The organism is Mesorhizobium sp. B3-2-1 (assembly GCF_006439515.1).
GTDB lineage: Bacteria > Pseudomonadota > Alphaproteobacteria > Rhizobiales > Rhizobiaceae > Mesorhizobium.
In genome coordinates, this window is record NZ_VFTI01000008.1 from 23,349 (window position 1) to 42,480 (window position 19,132).

Sequence of the window (19,132 nt, forward strand, 5' to 3'; positions counted from 1 at the left end):
GCGCTGATCCCAAGCGGCGCCCCAACCGGAGACGACGATGACGAAACGGATCGGAACTGACACGCTCCTCAAGGATTTCACGCGCCGCGATTTTCTTGCCAGCAGTGCGCTGACGGCGGGGCTGTTCGTCGCCGCAAAGACGCTGTTTCCAATTCCGGCCCGTGCCGAAATGCTTGCCGTCGAGAAGGACGAGCTCAAGTTCGGCTTCATCAAGCTGACCGACATGGCGCCGCTCGCCGTCGCCAAGGAGCTCGGCTACTTCGAGGATGAAGGCCTCTATGTGACGCTCGAGCCGCAGGCCAATTGGAAGGTCCTGCTCGACGGCGTCATCACCGGTCAGCTCGACGGCGCCCACATGCTGGCCGGCCAGCCACTTGCCGCGACCATCGGCTACGGCACCAAGGCCGAACTCGTCACGCCCTTTTCCATGGATCTCAACGGCAACGGCATCACCGTTTCCAACGCCGTATGGGAAATGATGAAGGCCCACATCCCGGTCGCGGACGGCAAGCCCGTCCATCCGATCAAGGCCGATGCCCTGAAGCCCGTCATCGACAAGTTCAAGGCCGAGGGAAAGCCGTTCAACATGGGCATGGTCTTCCCGGTTTCGACGCACAATTACGAGCTGCGCTACTGGCTGGCTTCGGGCGGCATCAACCCGGGCTTCTATTCGCCGGACGACATTTCGGGCCAGATCAAGGCGGATGCGCTGCTCTCGGTGACGCCGCCGCCGCAGATGCCGGCCACGCTCGAGGCCGGAACCATCGTCGGCTACTGCGTCGGCGAGCCGTGGAACCAGGCCGCCGTGTTCAAGGGCATCGGCGTTCCGGTCATCACCGACTACGAGATCTGGAAGAACAATCCGGAAAAAGTCTTCGGCATGACCAAGGAGTTCACCGAAAAATACCCAAACACCACGATTGCCATCACCAAGGCGCTGATCCGTGCCGCGATGTGGCTGGACGCGGACAACAACGCCAACCGGCTGGCGGCGGTGAAGATGCTGGCCAAGCCCGAATATGTCGGCGCCGACGAGGCGGTGATCGCCAATTCCATGACCGGCACCTTCGAATATGAAAAGGGCGACAAGCGCGACGTTCCCGACTTCAACGTCTTCTTCCGCCATTTCGCCAACTATCCCTACTATTCGGATGCCATCTGGTACCTGACGCAGATGCGGCGCTGGGGGCAGATCCCGGTCGGCAAGGACGACCAGTGGTATGCCGACACCGCGAAATCCGTCTACCTGCCCGACATCTATCTCAAGGCCGCGAAAATGCTGGTCGACGAGGGCAAGGCTGGCAAGGCCGACTTCCCCTGGGACAGCGACGGTTACAAGGCGCCTACGGCTGAGTTCATCGACGGCATCGCTTACGACGGCAAGAAGCCCAACGCCTATATCAATAGCCTTTCGATCGGGCTGAAGGCCAAGCAGGTCATCCAGGGCACGGAGATCGCCGGCTGATGACGTTTGCAACCGGAACAAACGCCGCGTTGGACGTGGCCCGCGCCAAACGCAAGGAGCGTCTGCTCACGCGCATCAACGGCGCGGCGCGATGGCTGGAAGTGCTCGGCCTCGCCTGGTTGGCGCCGATATTCAGGATCGCCGCCGGCGACAATGTCTCCGAGCAGCTTGGCGAATTGAAGCGCCTGCTTGTCATCCCGCTGCTTGGCATTGCGGTTTTCCTGGCTGCCTGGGGCGTGCTCGCTCCGCGCGTGCAGACCTCGCTCGGCGCCATACCGGGCCCGGTCGAGGTCTGGCAGCAGGCCGGTGTTCTATGGGCCGACCACTGGGCCGAGCGCGAAAAGGAAGCTGCCTTCTACCAGCGGCTCGAGGCGCGCAACGCGCAGCTGGTGAGCGAGGGCAAGGCCGACCAGGTCAAGCAGCGCGCCTACACCGGCAAGCCGACCTATTTCGACCAGATCCTCACCTCGCTCGAGACCGTCGGCCTAGGCTTCCTGATCGCCACGATCGTCGCCGTGCCGCTCGGCATCGCCTCCGGGCTCTCCAAGACGTTCAACGGCGCCGTCAATCCGCTGGTGCAGATCTTCAAGCCCGTGTCGCCACTGGCATGGCTGCCGATCGTGACGATGGTCGTTTCGGCGCTCTATGTCGATCCAAGCGACGCGCTGCCGAAATCGCTGGTCATTTCCGCCGTCACCGTGACGCTGTGCTCGCTCTGGCCGACCTTGATCAACACCGCGCTCGGCGTCGCCTCGATCGACAAGGATCTCGTCAACGTCGGCAAGGTGCTGCAGCTCTCGACCCTCACGACGATCCGCAAGCTCGTCCTGCCTTCGGCGCTGCCGCTGATCTTCACAGGGCTGCGGCTGTCGCTCGGCGTCGGCTGGATGGTGCTCATCGCCGCCGAAATGCTGGCCCAGAATCCGGGGCTCGGCAAATTCGTCTGGGACGAGTTCCAGAACGGCTCGTCGACGTCGCTCGCCCGCATCATGGTCGCGGTTCTGACCATCGGCATCATCGGTTTCGTGCTCGACCGCATCATGTTCGCGCTGCAGTCGGCGCTGACCTTCTCGGCCAACAGGTAGGGCGCACGCGATGGCTATTCTTGAAGTGACCGGCCTGTCGAAGGCCTATGGCGAGGGAGCCAGGCGCACCAAAGTCCTGTCCGACATCAACCTCAAGGTCGAGGAGGGCGAGTTCATCGCCATCGTCGGCTTTTCCGGCTCCGGCAAGACGACGCTGATTTCGGCGATCGCCGGCCTGATCAGCTCCGATAGCGGCGGCGTGCTGGTGCGCGGCAAACAGATCGATGGTCCCGGTGCCGATCGCGGCGTGGTCTTCCAGTCCTATTCGCTGATGCCATGGCTTTCGGTCTACGGCAATGTCGCGTTGGCGGTCGATGCCGTCCTGAAGGGCACGCCGAAGGCCGAACGGCAGGCGATCACGCGGGACTATATCGAACTGGTCGGCCTTTCGCACGCCATCGACCGCAAGCCGGCCGAGCTTTCCGGCGGCATGCGCCAGCGCGTCTCGGTCGCCCGGGCGCTGGCGACGCGGCCGGACATTCTTCTTCTCGACGAGCCGCTGTCGGCGCTCGATGCGCTCACCCGTTCGAAGCTGCAGGACGAGCTGGCCGACATCTGCGGCAAGGAGAAGAAGACCATCATCCTGATCACCAACGACGTCGACGAGGCGATCCTGCTCGCCGACCGCATCATCCCCCTGAAACCGGGGCCGAATGCGACGCTCGGGCCGTCGTTTCGCGTCGACATCGAGCGGCCGCGCAACCGCGCCGCGATGAACCATGACGAGGAATTCATCCGCCTGCGCGCCGCGGTGACCCAGTATCTGATCGATGCCGGCGCCGAAGGCGGCGACCTCGAAAGTGGCATCCAACTGCCGAAAATCGTGCCGATCACTCAGAAGAGCACGCCGCCGAAAGCCTATCGCGAGGCGTCGGCCTCGCCGGTCGAGGAGCGCTATGTCGAGTTCTTCGAGGTGCGCAAGGTCTATCCGACACCAAAGGGTCCGGTCACCGTCGTCGACGGTTTCGACCTCAAGATGAAGAAGGGCGAATTCATCACGCTCATCGGCCATTCCGGCTGCGGCAAGTCGACGGTGCTGTCGATGGCGGCCGGCCTCAACGGCATTTCCAGCGGCGGCATCGTCCTTGACGGCAAGGAGGTGACCGGCGCCGGACCCGAGCGCGCCGTCGTCTTCCAGGCGCCGTCGCTGATGCCGTGGCTGACAGCGCGCGAGAATGTCGCGCTGGGTGTCGACCGCGTCTATCCCGATGCGACGCCGGCCGAGCGCAAGGACGTCATCGAATATTACCTTCACCGGGTCGGGCTCGGCGACTCCATGCACCGGCTGGCCGCCGAACTCTCCAACGGCATGAAGCAACGTGTCGGCATCGCCCGTGCCTTCTCGCTGTCGCCCAAGCTGCTTTTGCTCGACGAGCCGTTCGGCATGCTGGATTCGCTGACGCGCTGGGAACTCCAGGACGTCCTCATGGATGTCTGGAAGCGCACCCAGGTCACCGCCATCTGCGTCACCCACGACGTCGACGAGGCGATCCTCTTGGCCGACCGCGTGGTGATGATGTCGAACGGTCCCAACGCCCGCATCGGCAACATCATGGAGGTGGATCTGCCGCGGCCGCGTTCGCGCAAGGCGCTGCTCGCCCACCCGGATTACTACGCTTACCGCGAAGAATTGCTCGACTTCCTCGAAGCGTATGAAGGCGGCGCCGATCCCGATCCGGCGCTGCTGCAACAGATCAAACAGAAACGCGCGCACCGCACGCGCCGTGGCGACGGCGCGCTTTCAGTCGCGGCGGCGGAATAGGAGGCCCAAGGATGACCCCCAGGGACATTGAACTTCCAGCGATGGCAAAAGAAAAACTCGTCATCATCGGCAACGGCATGGCGCCCGGGCGCATGCTGGAGCACCTCCTGGAGCAGGCACCGGACCGTTACGCGGTCACCATCTTCAACGCCGAGCCGCGCGTGAACTACGACCGCATCATGCTGTCCCCGGTTCTGTCGGGCGAAAAGGCCTATGAAGAGATCATCATCCATGGCGATGGCTGGTACATCAAGCACGGCATCACCCTCTACAAGGGCCACAAGATCGTAGCCATCGACCGGCAGGCGAAGACCGTCACCTCGGACCACGGCGTGACCGAACCCTACGACAAGCTGGTCATCGCCACCGGTTCGGTGCCGTTCATCATCCCGGTGCCGGGCCACAATTTGCCGGGCGTGCTGACCTATCGCGATCTGGATGACGTCCGCGCGATGATGCTTGCCGCGCAGTCGCGCGCCAAGGCCGTGGTCATCGGCGGCGGCCTGCTCGGGCTCGAGGCCGCGGCCGGACTGAATTCACAAGGCATGGACGTCACCGTGCTGCATGTCATGCCGACGCTGATGGAACGCCAGCTCGATCCGGCCGCCGGCTATCTCCTGCAGCGCGCGGTGGAGGAGCGCGGCATCAAGGTTATCACCAAGGCCAACACCCAGGCCATCACGGGCAATGGCAAGGTCGAGCAGGTGGAACTGGCCGACGGCACCATCATTCCGGCGACGCTGGTGGTGATGGCGGTCGGCATCAGGCCGAACGCGGCACTTGCCAAGGATGCAGGCATCGCGGTCAACAGAGGCATCGTCGTCGATGCCGGCATGCGCAGCAACGACCCCGACATCTTCGCGCTCGGCGAGTGCGCCGAGGTGGGCGGCATGGTCTACGGGCTGGTGGCGCCGCTCTACGAGATGGCGCGTGTTGCCGCCCATCAGCTTGCCGGCGACGAAACCGCCGCCTTCGTCCACATGGACACGCCGACCAAGCTCAAGGTCACCGGCATCGATCTCTTCTCGCTCGGCGACTTCGCCGACGGCGACGATCGCCAGGAGATCGTGCTGCGCGATGCTTCCGCCGGCGTCTACAAGCGGCTGGTGCTGAAGGACGATCGCATCATCGGCACCGTGCTCTACGGCGAAACGGCCGATGGCGCCTGGTTCAACGACCTGAAGAAGAAACAGACCGACATATCGCAAATGCGCGATACGTTGATCTTCGGCCAGTCCTACCAGGGGGGTGCCCCGCTGGACCCTATGGCGGCCGTTGCAGCCTTGCCGGATGATGCGGAAATCTGCGGCTGCAACGGCGTTTGCAAGGGAAAGATCACCGGCGCGATCACGGGCAAGGGCCTGACTTCGCTCGACGACGTGCGCGCCCACACCAAGGCGTCGGCCTCCTGCGGCTCCTGCACCGGGCTGGTCGAAAAGCTGATGGTGCTGACCCTCGGCGACACCTACAACCCCGCCGCGGTGCAGCCCATGTGTTCCTGCACCACCTTCGGCCACGACGAAGTACGCCGGCTGATCAAGGCCAAGCACCTGAAGACCATTCCGGCGGTCATGCAGGAGCTGGAGTGGAAAACCTCCTGCGGCTGCGCCAAATGCCGGCCGGCACTCAACTACTACCTCGTCTGCGACTGGCCGGACGAGTATGCCGACGACTACCAGTCGCGCTTCATCAACGAGCGCGTCCACGCCAACATCCAGAAGGATGGCACCTATTCGGTGGTGCCGCGCATGTGGGGCGGCGTGACCAATGCGGCCGAACTGCGCGCCATCGCCGACGTCGTCGACAAGTTCGAGATTCCGATGGTCAAGGTTACCGGCGGCCAGCGCATCGACATGCTGGGCATCCGCAAGGAGGACCTGCCGGCGGTGTGGGCCGATCTTGGCCAGGCCGGCTTCGTCTCGGGCCATGCCTATGCCAAGGGCCTGCGCACGGTGAAGACCTGCGTCGGCTCCGACTGGTGCCGCTTCGGCACACAGGATTCGACCGGGCTCGGCATTCGCATCGAGAAATTCATGTGGGGCTCGTGGACGCCCGCCAAGGTCAAGATGGCAGTGTCGGGTTGTCCGCGCAACTGCGCCGAGGCGACATGCAAGGATGTCGGCGTCATCTGCGTCGACAGTGGCTACGAGATTCACTTCGCCGGTGCCGCCGGCCTCGACATCAAGGGCACGGAAGTGCTGGGGCTGGTCAAAACCGAAGACGAAGCGCTGGAGCATATCGTAGCGCTGACGCAGATGTACCGCGAGCAGGGCCGCTATCTCGAGCGCATCTACAAATGGGCCAAGCGCATCGGCATCGCCGAGATCAAGCGCCAGATCATGGACGATGGCGAGAAGCGTCAAGCCTATTACGAGCGCTTCGTCTTTTCGCAGAAATTCGCGCAGGTCGATCCCTGGTCGGAGCGCGTCTCCGGCAAGGATAAGCACGAGTTCAGGCCGATGGCGTCGGTCGGGTTTGCGCAGGCGGCGGAGTGATGATGATGAATTGGGTATCGATCGGCAAGATCTCCGACATCCCCCGCCGCGGCGCGCGTTGCGTCGCGACACCGCAGGGCAAGATCGCCGTTTTCCGCACAGCGGACGATCAGGTCTTCGCCATTGACGACCATTGCCCGCACAGAGGCGGACCGCTCAGCCAGGGCATCGTCCATGGCGCAGCGGTGACCTGTCCCTTGCACAATTGGGTGATCTCGTTGGAGACGGGCAAGGCGCTTGGCGCCGACGAGGGCGCGGTACGCACCATTCCGGTCAGGATCGAGGATGACCGGATTTCCATAGGCCAATCGTGGGTGGTGGCGGTCGCGGCGGAGTAGCATGAGAACCTCACGTTCCGGACGGACGCCGTCCCTGTTCCTTTCAAGCAAGGAGACCTGACCATGGCATATGTCGCACCTGCGGAATTCGTGACCAAGATGATCGACGCCGGCGAAGCGAAGATATTCATGTCGACGAGGGACACTCTGATCCGCGCCTATATGGCCGGCGCCATCCTCGCGCTCGCCGCCGTCTTCGCCGTCACCATCAACGTCCAGACCGGGCAGCCACTCGCCGGCGCCATCCTGTTCCCGGTTGGCTTTTGCCTGCTGTATCTGATGGGGTTCGACCTGCTGACCGGCGTCTTCACGCTCGTTCCCCTGGCGTTGATCGACAAGCGTCCAGGCGTGACGTCAGGCGGCGTGCTGCGCAACTGGGGCCTGGTCTTCATCGGCAATTTCGCCGGCGCGCTGACGGTCGCCCTGATGATGGCGATCGTCTTTACCTTCTGCTTCACCGTGGAGCCGAACGTCGTCGGCCAGAAGATCGGCGAAATCGGCGAAGGTCGCACCCTTGGCTATGCCGCCCATGGCGCCGCGGGTATGCTCACCCTCTTCATCCGCGGCATCCTGTGCAACTGGATGGTTTCGACCGGCGTTGTGGCGGCGATGATGTCGACCTCCGTGTCGGGCAAGGTGATCGGCATGTGGATGCCGATCATGGTCTTCTTCTACATGGGTTTCGAGCATTCCGTCGTGAACATGTTCCTATTTCCCTCGGGTCTCATGCTCCACGCGAAATTCTCGATCATGGACTATTTCGTATGGAACGAGATTCCGACCGTGCTCGGAAATCTCGTGGGCGGGATAACCTTTGTCGGCCTGACGCTTTATTCCACCCATGCCCGCACCGGCCCCAAGCGTGTCGCTCCCGCGGCTCGCCTCGCGGCCGGCGCGCGCGCTGCCGCGGAATAGTCCATGGCGAAGCTGATCTGGGCCGCCGCCCTCCGTTCAGAACGGCGGGGAGCCATGGCGACATGGCGCCGCTGCCCATGCGTTCCGAGCATGGTTGTCTCCTCACCTGATTGGGTCCGTCGATGAAGGCCATGGCGCCCTTTCAGGTAAAGACCACCTGCCCCTATTGCGGGGTGGGCTGCGGCGTGCTGGCGAAGGTCGCCGCGGACGGGCAGGTGTCCGTCCGTGGCGACCCCGATCATCCGGCGAATTTCGGAAGGCTCTGCTCCAAGGGCTCCGCACTCGCCGAGACCATCGGCCTCGACGGCCGATTGCTCGATCCGCAAATCCACGGCCGCGGTTCCTCTTGGGACGAGGCGCTCGACCTCGTCGCCTCGACCTTCTCGCAAACCATTGCCGAGCATGGTCCCGACGCGGTCGCGTTCTACGTCTCCGGCCAGTTGCTGACCGAGGATTACTACCTCGCCAACAAGCTGATGAAGGGTTTTGTCGGCTCGGCCAACATAGACACCAATTCGCGTCTGTGCATGGCGTCGTCGGTCGCCGGCCACCGCCGCGCCTTCGGCTCGGACACCGTGCCGGGAAGCTACGAGGATCTGGAACTGGCTGACCTGATCGTGCTGGTCGGCTCCAACCTCGCCTGGTGCCATCCGGTGCTTTATCAGCGCATCGCGGCCGCCCGCGAAAAGCGGCCCGAGATGAAGGTGGTGCTGGTCGATCCGCGCCGCACCATGACATCTGATATCGCCGACATGCATCTGGCGATCGCGCCGGATGGCGACGTCGCCCTGTTCACCGGATTGCTCGCCTGGCTCGGCCAGCACAATGCGCTCGACCGTGCCTATATCACGGCCCATACGACCGGCTTTGGGCAAGCGCTGTTCGCCGCCTCGGCGCTCGACCTTGCCGGCGTCGCCGCCGCCACGGGGCTCAGCGAAGACGAACTCGGCCGCTTCTACAGCCTGTTTGCCAGGACGCAAAAGACCGTCACCGTCTACAGCCAGGGCGTCAATCAGTCGTCCCAAGGCACCGATAAGGTCAACGCCATCATCAACTGCCATCTCGCCACCGGCCGTATCGGCAAACCGGGCGCCGGGCCGTTCTCTGTCACCGGCCAGCCCAACGCCATGGGCGGCCGCGAGGTCGGCGGCATGGCCAACATGCTCGCCGCCCATATGGAGATCGAAAACTCCGAGCATCGCGAGCGCGTGCAGCGCTTCTGGAAGGCGCCGGCGATTGCAGGGAAGCCCGGCCTCAAGGCGGTCGAGATGTTCAAGGCGGTTGCCGACGGACGCATCAAGGCGCTGTGGATCATGGCCACCAACCCGGTCGATTCGATGCCGGATGCAGGCGCCGTCGAAGCGGCTATCAAGGCCTGCCCCTTCGTCGTGGTCTCGGACGTGCTGGCCGAGACCGATACGGTCCGCCACGCCCATGTCCGGCTGCCGGCGACGGCCTGGGGCGAGAAGGACGGCACCGTCACCAATTCCGAGCGCCGCATCTCGCGCCAGCGCGCGTTCTTGCCGCCCCCCGGCGAGGCGCGGCCCGACTGGTGGATCATTGCCGAGGTGGCGCGGCGCATGGGCTTTGACAAGGCATTCGCGCATGAGACGCCAGCAGAGATCTTCGCCGAGCACGCGGCCCTGTCAGGGCTCGAGAACGATGGCGAGCGCGATTTCGACATCGGTGCTTATGGCGAGGTCGATGCTGGGGCCTACGACGCGCTGGCGCCCTTCCAATGGCCGGCGCCGAGCCCAGGCACCCCCCTCTGGCCTGCCGGCCATCTCCCCCGCAAGGGGGGAGATCGGATGTTGTCGCGGCCTTCGCCAATCTTCAACGTTGCTAGGCAGGCGCCGGCAGCAACGCTGCCAATCTCCCCCCTTGCGGGGGAGATGGCCGGCAGGCCAGAGGGGGGTGTTCAAGCTCGACATCCGCCAAAAGTGGGCGGCACCACCAGGCACCAGCCCACCCGCTTCTTCGCCAACGGCAACTTCTACACGCCCGACCGCAAGGCGCGCTTCGTCGCCCTCCGCCCAACCGTCGAAACCCGCATCACCCCCGACTTCCCGCTCATCCTCAACACCGGCCGCATCCGCGACCACTGGCACACCATGACGCGCACCGGCAAAAGCCCGCGCCTGTGCCAGCATATCGCCGAGCCCTTCGTCGAAATTCATCCGGTGGATGCGCAACGCCACGGCATCGGCGATGCCGATATCGCACGCGTCTCGACTCCGCGCGGCGAGGTGCTGGTCCGCGCGCTGGTGACCACGCGCCAACGCCCGGGCAGCCTGTTCGCGCCGATGCATTGGACCGACCAATTCGCCGCCCGGGGCCGGCTCGACACGCTCACGGCATCGCTTGCCGATCCGGTGTCAGGCCAGCCGGCGTTGAAGCATGTCGCGGCCCGCATCGAGAAATTCACCGCCAGGGCCTTCGGCTTTGCCGTGACGCGCAAAAGGCCCGTGGCGATGGCCGCCGACTACTGGGCGGTAGCCAGATGCCGGGGCGGCTGGCGGGTCGAGCTTGCCTTTGCCGATGACGATGTCGACTGGACGGCCTTCGCCGGTTCGCTCTTCGGTACCGCGGACGCCGAGGTTCTCGCCTATCACGACCGCGAGGCCGGCCAGCACCGCATTGCCGCCTTCGAAGGCGAGCATCTGGCGGGTGCCTTGTTCATCGCACCCGGTCCGGTCGCGGTCTCACGCGGCTGGGCGGCCGAGCGGCTCGGCGAGATCCACGCCAGCCAGCACCAGCGCTTCAAGATCGTTGCCGGTCGCGCCGGTGCCGAACGACCCGATGCCGGCGCGACCGTCTGTTCCTGTTTCAACGTCGGGGTCAACCAGATCACGGCTGCCGTGTCGGCTGGCTGCACCACCGTGGACGCCATCGGCGCCACGCTGAAGGCAGGGACCAATTGCGGCTCCTGCCGGTCCGAGATTCGCGCGATCATCCTGGCCAACCGGGTTCAGGCCGCCGAGTGAAGGCGACATGACCCGCTGGGCCGGTTTCAACTCCGGCCGGAATGTGGGATCGAACCTGTCCAACAGTTAATCCAACTTCGCGGGGTTCGGCCGTATCGGTTGATGGGGGTGAAAGATGCCGCCATGACCAGCGATTGGACACGCCCCTGCAGACGACCGTCGCACAACGCTGCGGCTGGATTCCGCTGTTCGGCTAACGATTATTGGGAAGGAGTTCTCCAGCTATAGCAATCAGTTAGCGGAATGCGCCATATAACCATCGCCGTCGATCTGTGCCTCGGCTGGCCCTGTTCTCCGCAGTCGGTACGACTGGACATGTGCGCTGAAGACTGGAAAATGGGGACGCAACCTCGCCATCCGAGCTCATTCTAGGCATTGGGAGATCAACGCTGAATCTGGAAGACATAGCCGACCATCCGGCCTTGCACCGCTACGTTCAGGAACAGTCGCAGTCCCTGATCCGTATCTACGAGGAAAGCCCGCGGCTGGCTTCCATCTTTGCCACGCAGCAGCGCTGGCTTTTGGGCCATATCGGCCTTGCCATGCACTTCAGGCGCGACCCTAACGACCGCCGCAAGGAACTGACCGTATCGCGTTTCATCGAGGTCGTGCACAAGAACGCGGTGGCCAGCCGCAACACGGCCGACGCCTTCATCAAGGAGATGCTGCACTACAACATCGCCGAGTATGTGGCGGGCGGGGACGGCCGCACGCATCCCCTGCAGCCGACGGCGGCCACCATCGAGCGATTCACCGGCTGGGTGACAGCCCATCTGCGCACGCTCGACCACATCGACGGCGGCGACCGGCTGGCCAGATTCCTGGAGCGGCCCGAGATGCTTGCCACGCTGCAGCCCCTGGTGGCCGACGGCCTGCTTGCGTCCAAGCCGGTGCGCGAACCCAACCAGACCTTTTCCCTGTTTATCTGGCTCAACAATGGCGGCATCGTCATGGACTGGCTGATGTCGGGCATCGACCCTGATCACGCCGGCCTGGAGCGGATTCCGACCAGCGTGGTTTCGATCGGCGACTTCGCCAAATGGCTCAAGCTGTCGCGGACCCATCTCGGCCGCAAACTGCGCACGGCGGAGGAACTCGGCAGCATTGGCTGGCTTGGTCAGCGCGGCCATTCGGTGATGTGGGTATCGCACGGATTCTACGAGGAATACATGACCGTCCAGGCCGCCAAGCTGGCCGTCGTCGACACCGCCTTCAAGGCCTGTTTTCCGCCATCGCAAAGCGACGGCTGAGTCGCGTCGCGCACGAGCGCAATTTCAGGAAAAAGTGTGAAACGATTTTCGGTCCGGAGTTGCGCCAGAACAGGTCGATTGACCGGTTCCGTGTTTGCGTGGCTGCGCGACGCCGAGGACCTCGGCAGCGTCGGCTGGCTCGGCCAGCGCCCAGTCACGAAAAGCCGACGCTGGACAGGCGTCAGAAGCTGTCCAGCGTTACTGCTGCGTTCTCAATCGATGTCGAAGGAGACGCCTTGGGCCAACGGCAGCGCCTTGGAATAGTTCACCGTGTTGGTGGCGCGGCGCATATAGGCCTTCCATGCATCGGAGCCGCTCTCGCGGCCGCCGCCGGTTTCCTTTTCACCGCCGAAAGCGCCGCCGATCTCGGCCCCCGACGTGCCGATATTGACGTTGGCGATGCCGCAATCCGAGCCGTCGACACCGAGGAACCGCTCGGATTCCTGAAGGTCGCGAGTGAAGATCGATGACGACAGGCCGGCGCCAACCGCATTGTGCTCATCGAGCACGGCGTCGAAATCGGAATACTTCATCACATAGAGGATCGGCGCGAAGGTCTCTTCCGTCACGGGTGCAACCTGTTTCGGCATTTCGACCAGCGCCGGATGGACATAATAGGCACCCGGATGGCCATTCTCGACCCGCGTCCCGCCGGTTACCTTGCCGCCATGGGCGGTCGCTTCGCTCAAGGCCTTCTGCATGGCGTCGAACGCGGCCTTGTCGATCAATGGCCCGACCAGCGACGAGGTCTCCAGCGGATTGCCGACGGAGACGCTCTGATAGGCCTTCTTCAGGCGCGGAACCAGGGCGTCGTAGACGCTGTCATGGACGAACAGGCGGCGCAGCGTCGTGCAGCGCTGGCCGGCGGTGCCCATGGCCCCGAAGGCGATGGCGCGCAGCGCCATGTCGAGATCGGCGGTCGGGCACACGATGCCGGCATTGTTGCCACCCAGTTCCAGCACCGCGCGCGCAAAACGCTTGGCCAGGCGCGGACCGACATCCCGGCCCATGCGGGTCGAGCCGGTGGCCGAAACCAGCGGCACCTTGGGATGGTCGACCAGGATCTCGCCGACGGCGCGGTCGCCGATCAGCACCGGCGCCAGGCCTTGCGGTGCGTCCGCGCCGAAGCGCTTGACCGCGCGCTTGAAGATTGCCTCGCAGGCAAGCGCCGTCAGCGGTGTCTTCTCGGAAGGTTTCCATACCACTGCATCGCCGCAGACCAGTGCGAGCGCTGCATTCCACGACCACACGGCGACCGGGAAGTTGAAGGCCGATATGACACCAACGACGCCGAGCGGATGCCAGGTTTCCATCATGCGATGGCCGGGACGCTCGGTGGCGATGGTCAGACCGTACAATTGCCGGGACAGACCGACGGCGAAATCGCAGATGTCGATCATCTCCTGCACTTCGCCGAGCCCTTCTGAGGGGATCTTGCCGACCTCGATCGACACCAGCCGGCCAAGCGCGGCCTTGTGTGCGCGCAGTTCCTCGCCCAGCAGCCGCACCAGTTCGCCGCGCTTGGGACCCGGCACCAGCCGCCAGGACTGGAATGCCTGGTGGGCGGCATCGATCGTCTTCGCCGCATCGGCCGGCGAGATCGTCTTCAGCGCCGCGATCTGCTCACCCGTCACCGGGCTGCGCACGATCAGGTCGCCGCCGTCAAGCGCCTCTTTGGCCACGCCCAGTTTCGCCAGAAGCTCGGCCGTTTCCTTCGCTATCGTCATTTTTTGTCCCTTTCAGATCCCGCCGCTCGTATGGCGGGGTCAACGCCTTGCGCCATGCCTTCCCGGCGCCGTCGCGGCTGGAAGGGGCTATCATGGCGTGCCATTACCTGTTTCAGGGGAAAATCGCCACCCCGGCATGGTCCAAGCCCAAGCTGCACGATTGAGCCAGGCGACTCTTGAGCCGACCGGACAGAGCGCGCTCAGTTTGCCTTTTTCGCCGGCGCGCGCACGGCACCGTCCTTGATCAGACGGTCGATATGCATGCGGATATGGGCTGCTTCCGCCGCCGTGTTGGCGAGCGCAATGGCGCGGTCGAAGGCGATGCGCGCCTCCTCGCCCCGGTCGAGTTGCATCAAGAGCCCGCCCTTGAGACCGAAGAAATGGAAATAGCCAGACAGTCTCTGTTCGAGCGGCTCGATCATCGCCAGCGCCGCTTCCGGTCCGCGCACCTTGGCGACCGCGACCGCACGGTTGAGCGTGATGACCGGCGACGGCTGCATCTGTTCGAGCAGGCCGTAGAGCAGGTCGATCTCCACCCAGTCCGTGTCCTCGGCCTTCTCCGCTCGCGCATGGAGCGCTGCGATAGCCGCCTGCACCTGGTAAGGACCGGGCTTGCGGTGGCGCAGGGCCTTGTCGACCAGCGCCAGCCCTTCGTCGATCATCTTGCGACTCCATAGGCTCCGGTCCTGGTCCTCGAGCAGCACGATCTCGCCATCGCCGTCGAAACGAGCCGGTGCGCGCGCATGCTGCAGCAGAAGCAATGCCGTCAGCCCCATGATCTCCGGCTCGGTCTGGAAAAGTCTGAGCAGCAGCCGGGCCAGCCGGATCGCCTCTTCGCAGAGCGGCGCGCGGGCCGGCGCCTCGCCGCTGTTGGTCGAGTATCCCTCGTTGAAGATCAGGTAGACCATGGACGCGACCGCCGCGAGCCGTTCGGAGCGCTCGACCGCGCCCGGCGTCTCGAACGGCACGCCGGCGTCCGCGATGCGCGCCTTGGCACGGGTGATACGCTGCTCCATGGCGCTCTCGCCGACCAGGAAGGCGCGCGCGATCTGCTTGACGGTGAGGCCGGAGACCACGCGCAGCGCCACTGCGATCTGCTGCGTTGCGGGCAAATCAGGGTGACAGCAGATGAACAGCAGCCGCAGTATGTCGTCGCGGTAATGCGCGCCGTCGAGCCGCTCGGCGATGTCGCTCTCGGCATCTTCCAGATCTGAGATCTGGTCCTCCTCCGGCATCGGCGCCTGCTTGGCGCGCTTGCGCACCGCATCGATGCCGCTGTTGCGGCCGACAAAGATCAGCCAGGCCGCCGGATCGCGCGGCGGTCCGTTTTGCGGCCAGTTCTTGATTGCCCTGAGGCAGGCGTCCTGGAAAGCTTCCTCCGCAGTGTCAAGATCGCGAAAATAGCGCAGCAGCGCGCCCATCGCCTGCGGGCGGGCAGCGCTGATCGCGGAGCTTATCCAGGCGAGTTCAGTCATGCTGGAATCCTGGTCGGAAGGAACACCGATACCGGCCGGATCTCATAGGAACCGCCGCTCGGGTTGACCTCGGAAAGCTCGCGGGCGAATTCGACGGCCTCGTCGAGATCGGCGCAATCGAGCGTGTAGAAGCCGAGGAACTGTTCCTTGGTTTCGGCGAACGGCCCGTCGATGACCAGCGATTCGCCTTTCACTTTTCGCAGCGTCGTTGCCGCTGTTGTCGGCAAAAGCCGCGCCACGGGCCCAAGCCGGCCGGCGTTGGCATACTTCTCCTGAACGCCGAGGAGGTCGGCCATGACCTTGTCGTCCTGTTCCTTGCTCCAGGAGCAGACGACATCTTCGGAGGCGTAGCAGAGGATGGCGTAAAGCATGATCGGTCCTTTTCTGTATCAAAGGACGAAACAGTATGACCGATCCCGACACGGCGTCGATAAAAAAATCCGGCAGCCGTGGATTTGGTGTTCGTCCGTCGCCCGAGTTAGCTTTCGTGTGTTTTTAGCCATCTCAGCACGAGCGCTTCCTCCTCATCGAGACCGTTTATGGACCGCTTGCGCTTGTTGGCTTCCGCCATTTCGGCAAGCAGCCGTCCCTGCGACCAGGCCTCGAAAACCTGCGGGTGGATATAGCATTTGCGGCAGACCGCACGCGTATTGCCCAGCCGTGCGGCCACCTTGTCGATGACGTCGTTCATGACCCGCTTTTGCCGTGCTTGGCTTTCAGGCAGTTCGGTCTGCGCAAACAGCGACGCGGCGTGGATGGTGCCGCCCCATGTGCGAAAATGCTTCGAACTGAACGCGTCGCCGGCGGCGTCCCGGATGTAGCGGTTGACGTCGTCGGAGCGGACCGGGCGTCTATCGTCTCCCTCGTCGAGATACTGGAACAGTTTCTGGCCCGGCAGGTCCTGCGCGCTCCGAACGATCCCGGCGATGCGGCGGTCGATCAGCTTCAATCTCCATTCCTTGCCGGACTTGCCCTTGAAGGCGAAGCGCAGGCTCGACCCCTTGATGTCGACATGCCGGTCCCGCAATGTCGTCAGGCCGAAGCTCTTGTTGTCGCGTGCATAGGCCGCGTTGCCGACGCGGATCATCGTGTTGTCGAGCAGCCAGACCACTGCGGCGACCACGCGTTCGAGCGGGAGGCCGTGACGGCGCAAATCGCTGTCGATTCTGCGCCGAAGGTCCGGCAGGCTTTCGGCGAAAGCGACGAGGCTCGAATATTTGGCACCGTCGCGCTCCTCGGCCCATTGTGGATGATAGCGATACTGCTTGCGCCCCCGCTGATCCCTCCCGGTCGCCTGGATATGTCCATTCGGATCGGGCGAAATCCAGACATCGGTCCAGGCCGGCGGGATGACGATCGCCGCGATGCGCGCCCTGGCGGCATCGGAGACCGCTTTCCCGCCCGGTCCCTTGTAGGCAAATCCCTTGCCAGCCTTCAGCCGGCGGATACCGGGCTCGGCATCGCTGACATAGGTCAGCGCGGTATCCCTGGCGGGAACCTGTGCTCCATTCTTGGGTATGCTATCCCCATCGGCCAATCGGCTATGCGACGATCCGGTTCTCTGCAGCATGTAAGCTCCACACGAAATACGCGTAGATAAGCTGCGGGCTGACGGCTGGTTCCACACCCGTCTGGAAAGCAGGCTATCCCGCTCGCGTCGGCAAGGCCTACAATGCGCTTCGCATCTGAGTGATCGGAAAGGACAGCCGGCGACGCGCCGCGAGCTTGAATTTGTAGCGCAGGCAGCGCCAAGCTTCCGAGCGCCGCTTCGGCGCCGCCGAGGCTATTGCGAGAAAGCGCGCCGCCATGTTCAGGTCGCCCCGTGCATAATGGACACGAGCGATCTTGAGCGCGACAAGGCCCTCCCTGGTCTTGAGCGCCGAGAGCGGGATGTCGCAGTCGGCCAGGGTGCGCAGTTGCCGGCGCCACTCCAGGAAGCGCCGCACCGGGTTGATCGCGAAACGATCGTCGGATCGTTCCGGCGAGACCTCATAGATCATGACGGGCTGCTGAATCATTGCCAGCGATGCTTTGCTCATCAGCCGCGCCCAGAACAGCGTGTCCTCGTCATAGGCCAGCCCGACTGGAAACCGCGTCTCCCCGATCAGGTGCCGGGATGCCAGCACACTGCCCACAGCGACCGAACGTATATCGCCCTTCACATAGGCCGAAGCGTTTGCCAGGCACGCAGCCTGATAGCCGTTCGGCACCTTGATCTGCCGGTCCTGGCCACTCACCCGTCGCCGGTAGGCGCCAACGATCATGTCGGCTTTCGGCTGGGTCTCCGCCTGCCGCAGCAACGCGCCCAACCCGCCCCGAAGATGCAGGTCGTCGGCGTCGATCAGATACACCCAAGGATGGCGTGCTTCCGCCAGCGCCACGTTACGGGCACCGCCGGCATCGCGGCAACTGGCTGCCAACACGCGCAACGGGAGCAAAAGTCGAGCGGCCGCCTGCTGCGCATCGGCGACAGTATCATCAGTGGATCCATCGTCCACCAGAAGGACCTCGCCGATGACCTCGGCTTCGCCGCGGAGTGACGCCAACGTCGTCGCGATAGTTGCTGCCGCATTGTGCGCGGGAATAATTACGCTAACCGTTTTCAAATTACACAGCACCCGCCCCGTGCGCTTTAAGAATACACCTATTGTCTCCTTCAACAAAACGAAGACAGAGTAGCTGCCACGTTCAGGTTTGAGAAGACGTTTTGTCTATCCATGCCGGGCAAAAGTAGGCATGTCCCCGTTTTCACGCCTTTTCGAGCACCACCGGGATGACGTCGACAGCCTGCTCCCCGACCTGTCCGCCGGTCGTCTTCAACACACCGACGATGGGCGCCACATCCGAATAGTCGCGCCCGTAACCGACGGTGATATGGTCGTTGGAGGCCCGCATGCCGTTGGTCGGGTCGAACTCCTGCCAGCCGGCATCGCGTCCACACCAGACCTTGACCCAGGCATGCATGGCATCCGCACCTTCCAGCCGGGGCTTGCCCTTGGGCGGAATGGTGCGCAGGAAGCCGCTGACATAGCCGGCCGGAATGCCGAGACCGCGTAGCCCGGCGATCATGATGTGGGAGAAATCCTGGCAGACGCCCCGCTTCAGCCGGAAGGCATCGCTGGCCCGGGTTCGCACCGTGGTCGCTTCGCCATCATAGGTGAAATCATGGTGGATGCGCTTGCAGAGGCTCATCGCCGTGCCTGCGGTCGAGCCACCGATGCTGTCTTGCGCATAGGCGGTGATCGCCGCATCCATTCCGGCATGACCGCTTGCCACCAAGAAGTGATGCGGCGATGCCGGTGCCAGCGACCGCACGGCGGCCAGTTCCTGCCTGAGCCGGCCAATATCGGGCGACACGTCGAGCCCAGGCTCTGGCCGCGACACCGATACGCGCGCGCTCATCCTTATGTCGAGCGCTTCATGCGCGTCGCGAAACGCGATCGAGGTGACGTTGTTGCGGAAAAAATCGGTGAAGTCGGATCGTTCATTGGGCGCCGGCTCAAAGGAAAGCGAAGCGGCGATGACACGCTGCACGTCGCCAATGGTCGGCGGCAGCACCCGCACCTGATGCCGGCCACCGCCGGCAGCGGCGGCGTAGTCGTAATGGAGCAGAAGCCGGATGTCGTACAGCATGGC

At 64.1% G+C, this 19,132-nt stretch carries 14 protein-coding genes; 8 read left to right on the plus strand and 6 right to left on the minus strand.

The features are described 5' to 3' along the window. Window positions 1–37 precede the first annotated feature (37 nt). The 8 genes from FJW08_RS10550 (at window position 38) to FJW08_RS10585 (ending at window position 12,294) form a co-directional block, all read left to right on the plus strand. Window positions 38–1,465 (plus strand): CmpA/NrtA family ABC transporter substrate-binding protein, encoded by a 1,428-nt coding sequence (locus tag FJW08_RS10550; RefSeq protein ID WP_140810475.1) that lies wholly within the window; start codon window positions 38–40, stop codon window positions 1,463–1,465. Beyond that, on the plus strand, window positions 1,465–2,550 hold the full coding sequence (locus FJW08_RS10555; protein ID WP_140810476.1) for an ABC transporter permease: 1,086 nt from the start codon (window positions 1,465–1,467) through the stop codon (window positions 2,548–2,550). The genes FJW08_RS10550 and FJW08_RS10555 overlap by 1 nt, the downstream gene beginning before the upstream one ends. Window positions 2,551–2,560: 10 nt before the next feature. Then, a complete protein-coding gene (locus FJW08_RS10560; protein WP_140810477.1) occupies window positions 2,561–4,312 on the plus strand; it encodes a nitrate ABC transporter ATP-binding protein in 1,752 nt (583 codons plus the stop codon). A 41-nt stretch (window positions 4,313–4,353) separates the two neighbouring features. Further along, window positions 4,354–6,807 carry a nitrite reductase large subunit NirB gene (gene nirB, locus FJW08_RS10565; protein WP_140810479.1) on the plus strand — a complete coding sequence of 818 codons (2,454 nt, stop codon included), beginning with the start codon at window positions 4,354–4,356 and terminating at the stop codon, window positions 6,805–6,807. Continuing rightward, window positions 6,807–7,145 carry a nitrite reductase small subunit NirD gene (nirD, locus tag FJW08_RS10570; protein ID WP_181178317.1) on the plus strand — a complete coding sequence of 113 codons (339 nt, stop codon included), beginning with the start codon at window positions 6,807–6,809 and terminating at the stop codon, window positions 7,143–7,145. Before nirB ends, nirD begins: the two co-directional genes overlap by 1 nt. A gap of 63 nt (window positions 7,146–7,208) precedes the next feature. Then, window positions 7,209–8,060, plus strand: coding sequence for a formate/nitrite transporter family protein (locus FJW08_RS10575; RefSeq protein ID WP_140755846.1), 852 nt, complete (start codon window positions 7,209–7,211; stop codon window positions 8,058–8,060). A gap of 131 nt (window positions 8,061–8,191) precedes the next feature. After that, window positions 8,192–11,044: a nitrate reductase gene (locus tag FJW08_RS10580; RefSeq protein ID WP_246682300.1), complete on the plus strand. Its 2,853-nt coding sequence runs from the start codon at window positions 8,192–8,194 to the stop codon at window positions 11,042–11,044. 422 nt (window positions 11,045–11,466) lie between these two features. Continuing rightward, window positions 11,467–12,294, plus strand: a complete 828-nt coding sequence (locus tag FJW08_RS10585) for a hypothetical protein (RefSeq protein ID WP_224616664.1) — start codon at window positions 11,467–11,469, stop codon at window positions 12,292–12,294. A 212-nt stretch (window positions 12,295–12,506) separates the two neighbouring features. Here the strand turns inward: FJW08_RS10585 and FJW08_RS10590 are convergent, their stop codons facing one another. From FJW08_RS10590 to FJW08_RS10615, 6 genes are all read right to left on the minus strand, one after another. Continuing rightward, a complete protein-coding gene (locus tag FJW08_RS10590; RefSeq protein ID WP_140810483.1) occupies window positions 12,507–14,021 on the minus strand; it encodes an aldehyde dehydrogenase family protein in 1,515 nt (504 codons plus the stop codon). 200 nt (window positions 14,022–14,221) lie between these two features. Next, window positions 14,222–15,496 (minus strand): RNA polymerase sigma factor, encoded by a 1,275-nt coding sequence (locus tag FJW08_RS10595; protein WP_140755854.1) that lies wholly within the window; start codon window positions 15,494–15,496, stop codon window positions 14,222–14,224. Further along, the gene (locus FJW08_RS10600) at window positions 15,493–15,867 is read right to left on the minus strand and encodes a YciI family protein (RefSeq protein ID WP_140755856.1); all 375 of its coding nucleotides are present in this window, start codon (window positions 15,865–15,867) and stop codon (window positions 15,493–15,495) included. The genes FJW08_RS10595 and FJW08_RS10600 overlap by 4 nt, the downstream gene beginning before the upstream one ends. Window positions 15,868–15,974: 107 nt before the next feature. Then, the gene (locus FJW08_RS10605; protein WP_140810484.1) at window positions 15,975–17,066 is read right to left on the minus strand and encodes a DNA topoisomerase IB; all 1,092 of its coding nucleotides are present in this window, start codon (window positions 17,064–17,066) and stop codon (window positions 15,975–15,977) included. A 97-nt stretch (window positions 17,067–17,163) separates the two neighbouring features. Further along, window positions 17,164–18,102 (minus strand): glycosyltransferase family A protein, encoded by a 939-nt coding sequence (locus FJW08_RS10610; RefSeq protein WP_140810485.1) that lies wholly within the window; start codon window positions 18,100–18,102, stop codon window positions 17,164–17,166. Between the two features lie 142 nt (window positions 18,103–18,244). Beyond that, complete coding sequence (locus FJW08_RS10615) at window positions 18,245–19,129, minus strand: transglutaminase family protein (protein WP_140810487.1); 885 nt, start codon at window positions 19,127–19,129, stop codon at window positions 18,245–18,247. Window positions 19,130–19,132 lie beyond the last annotated feature (3 nt).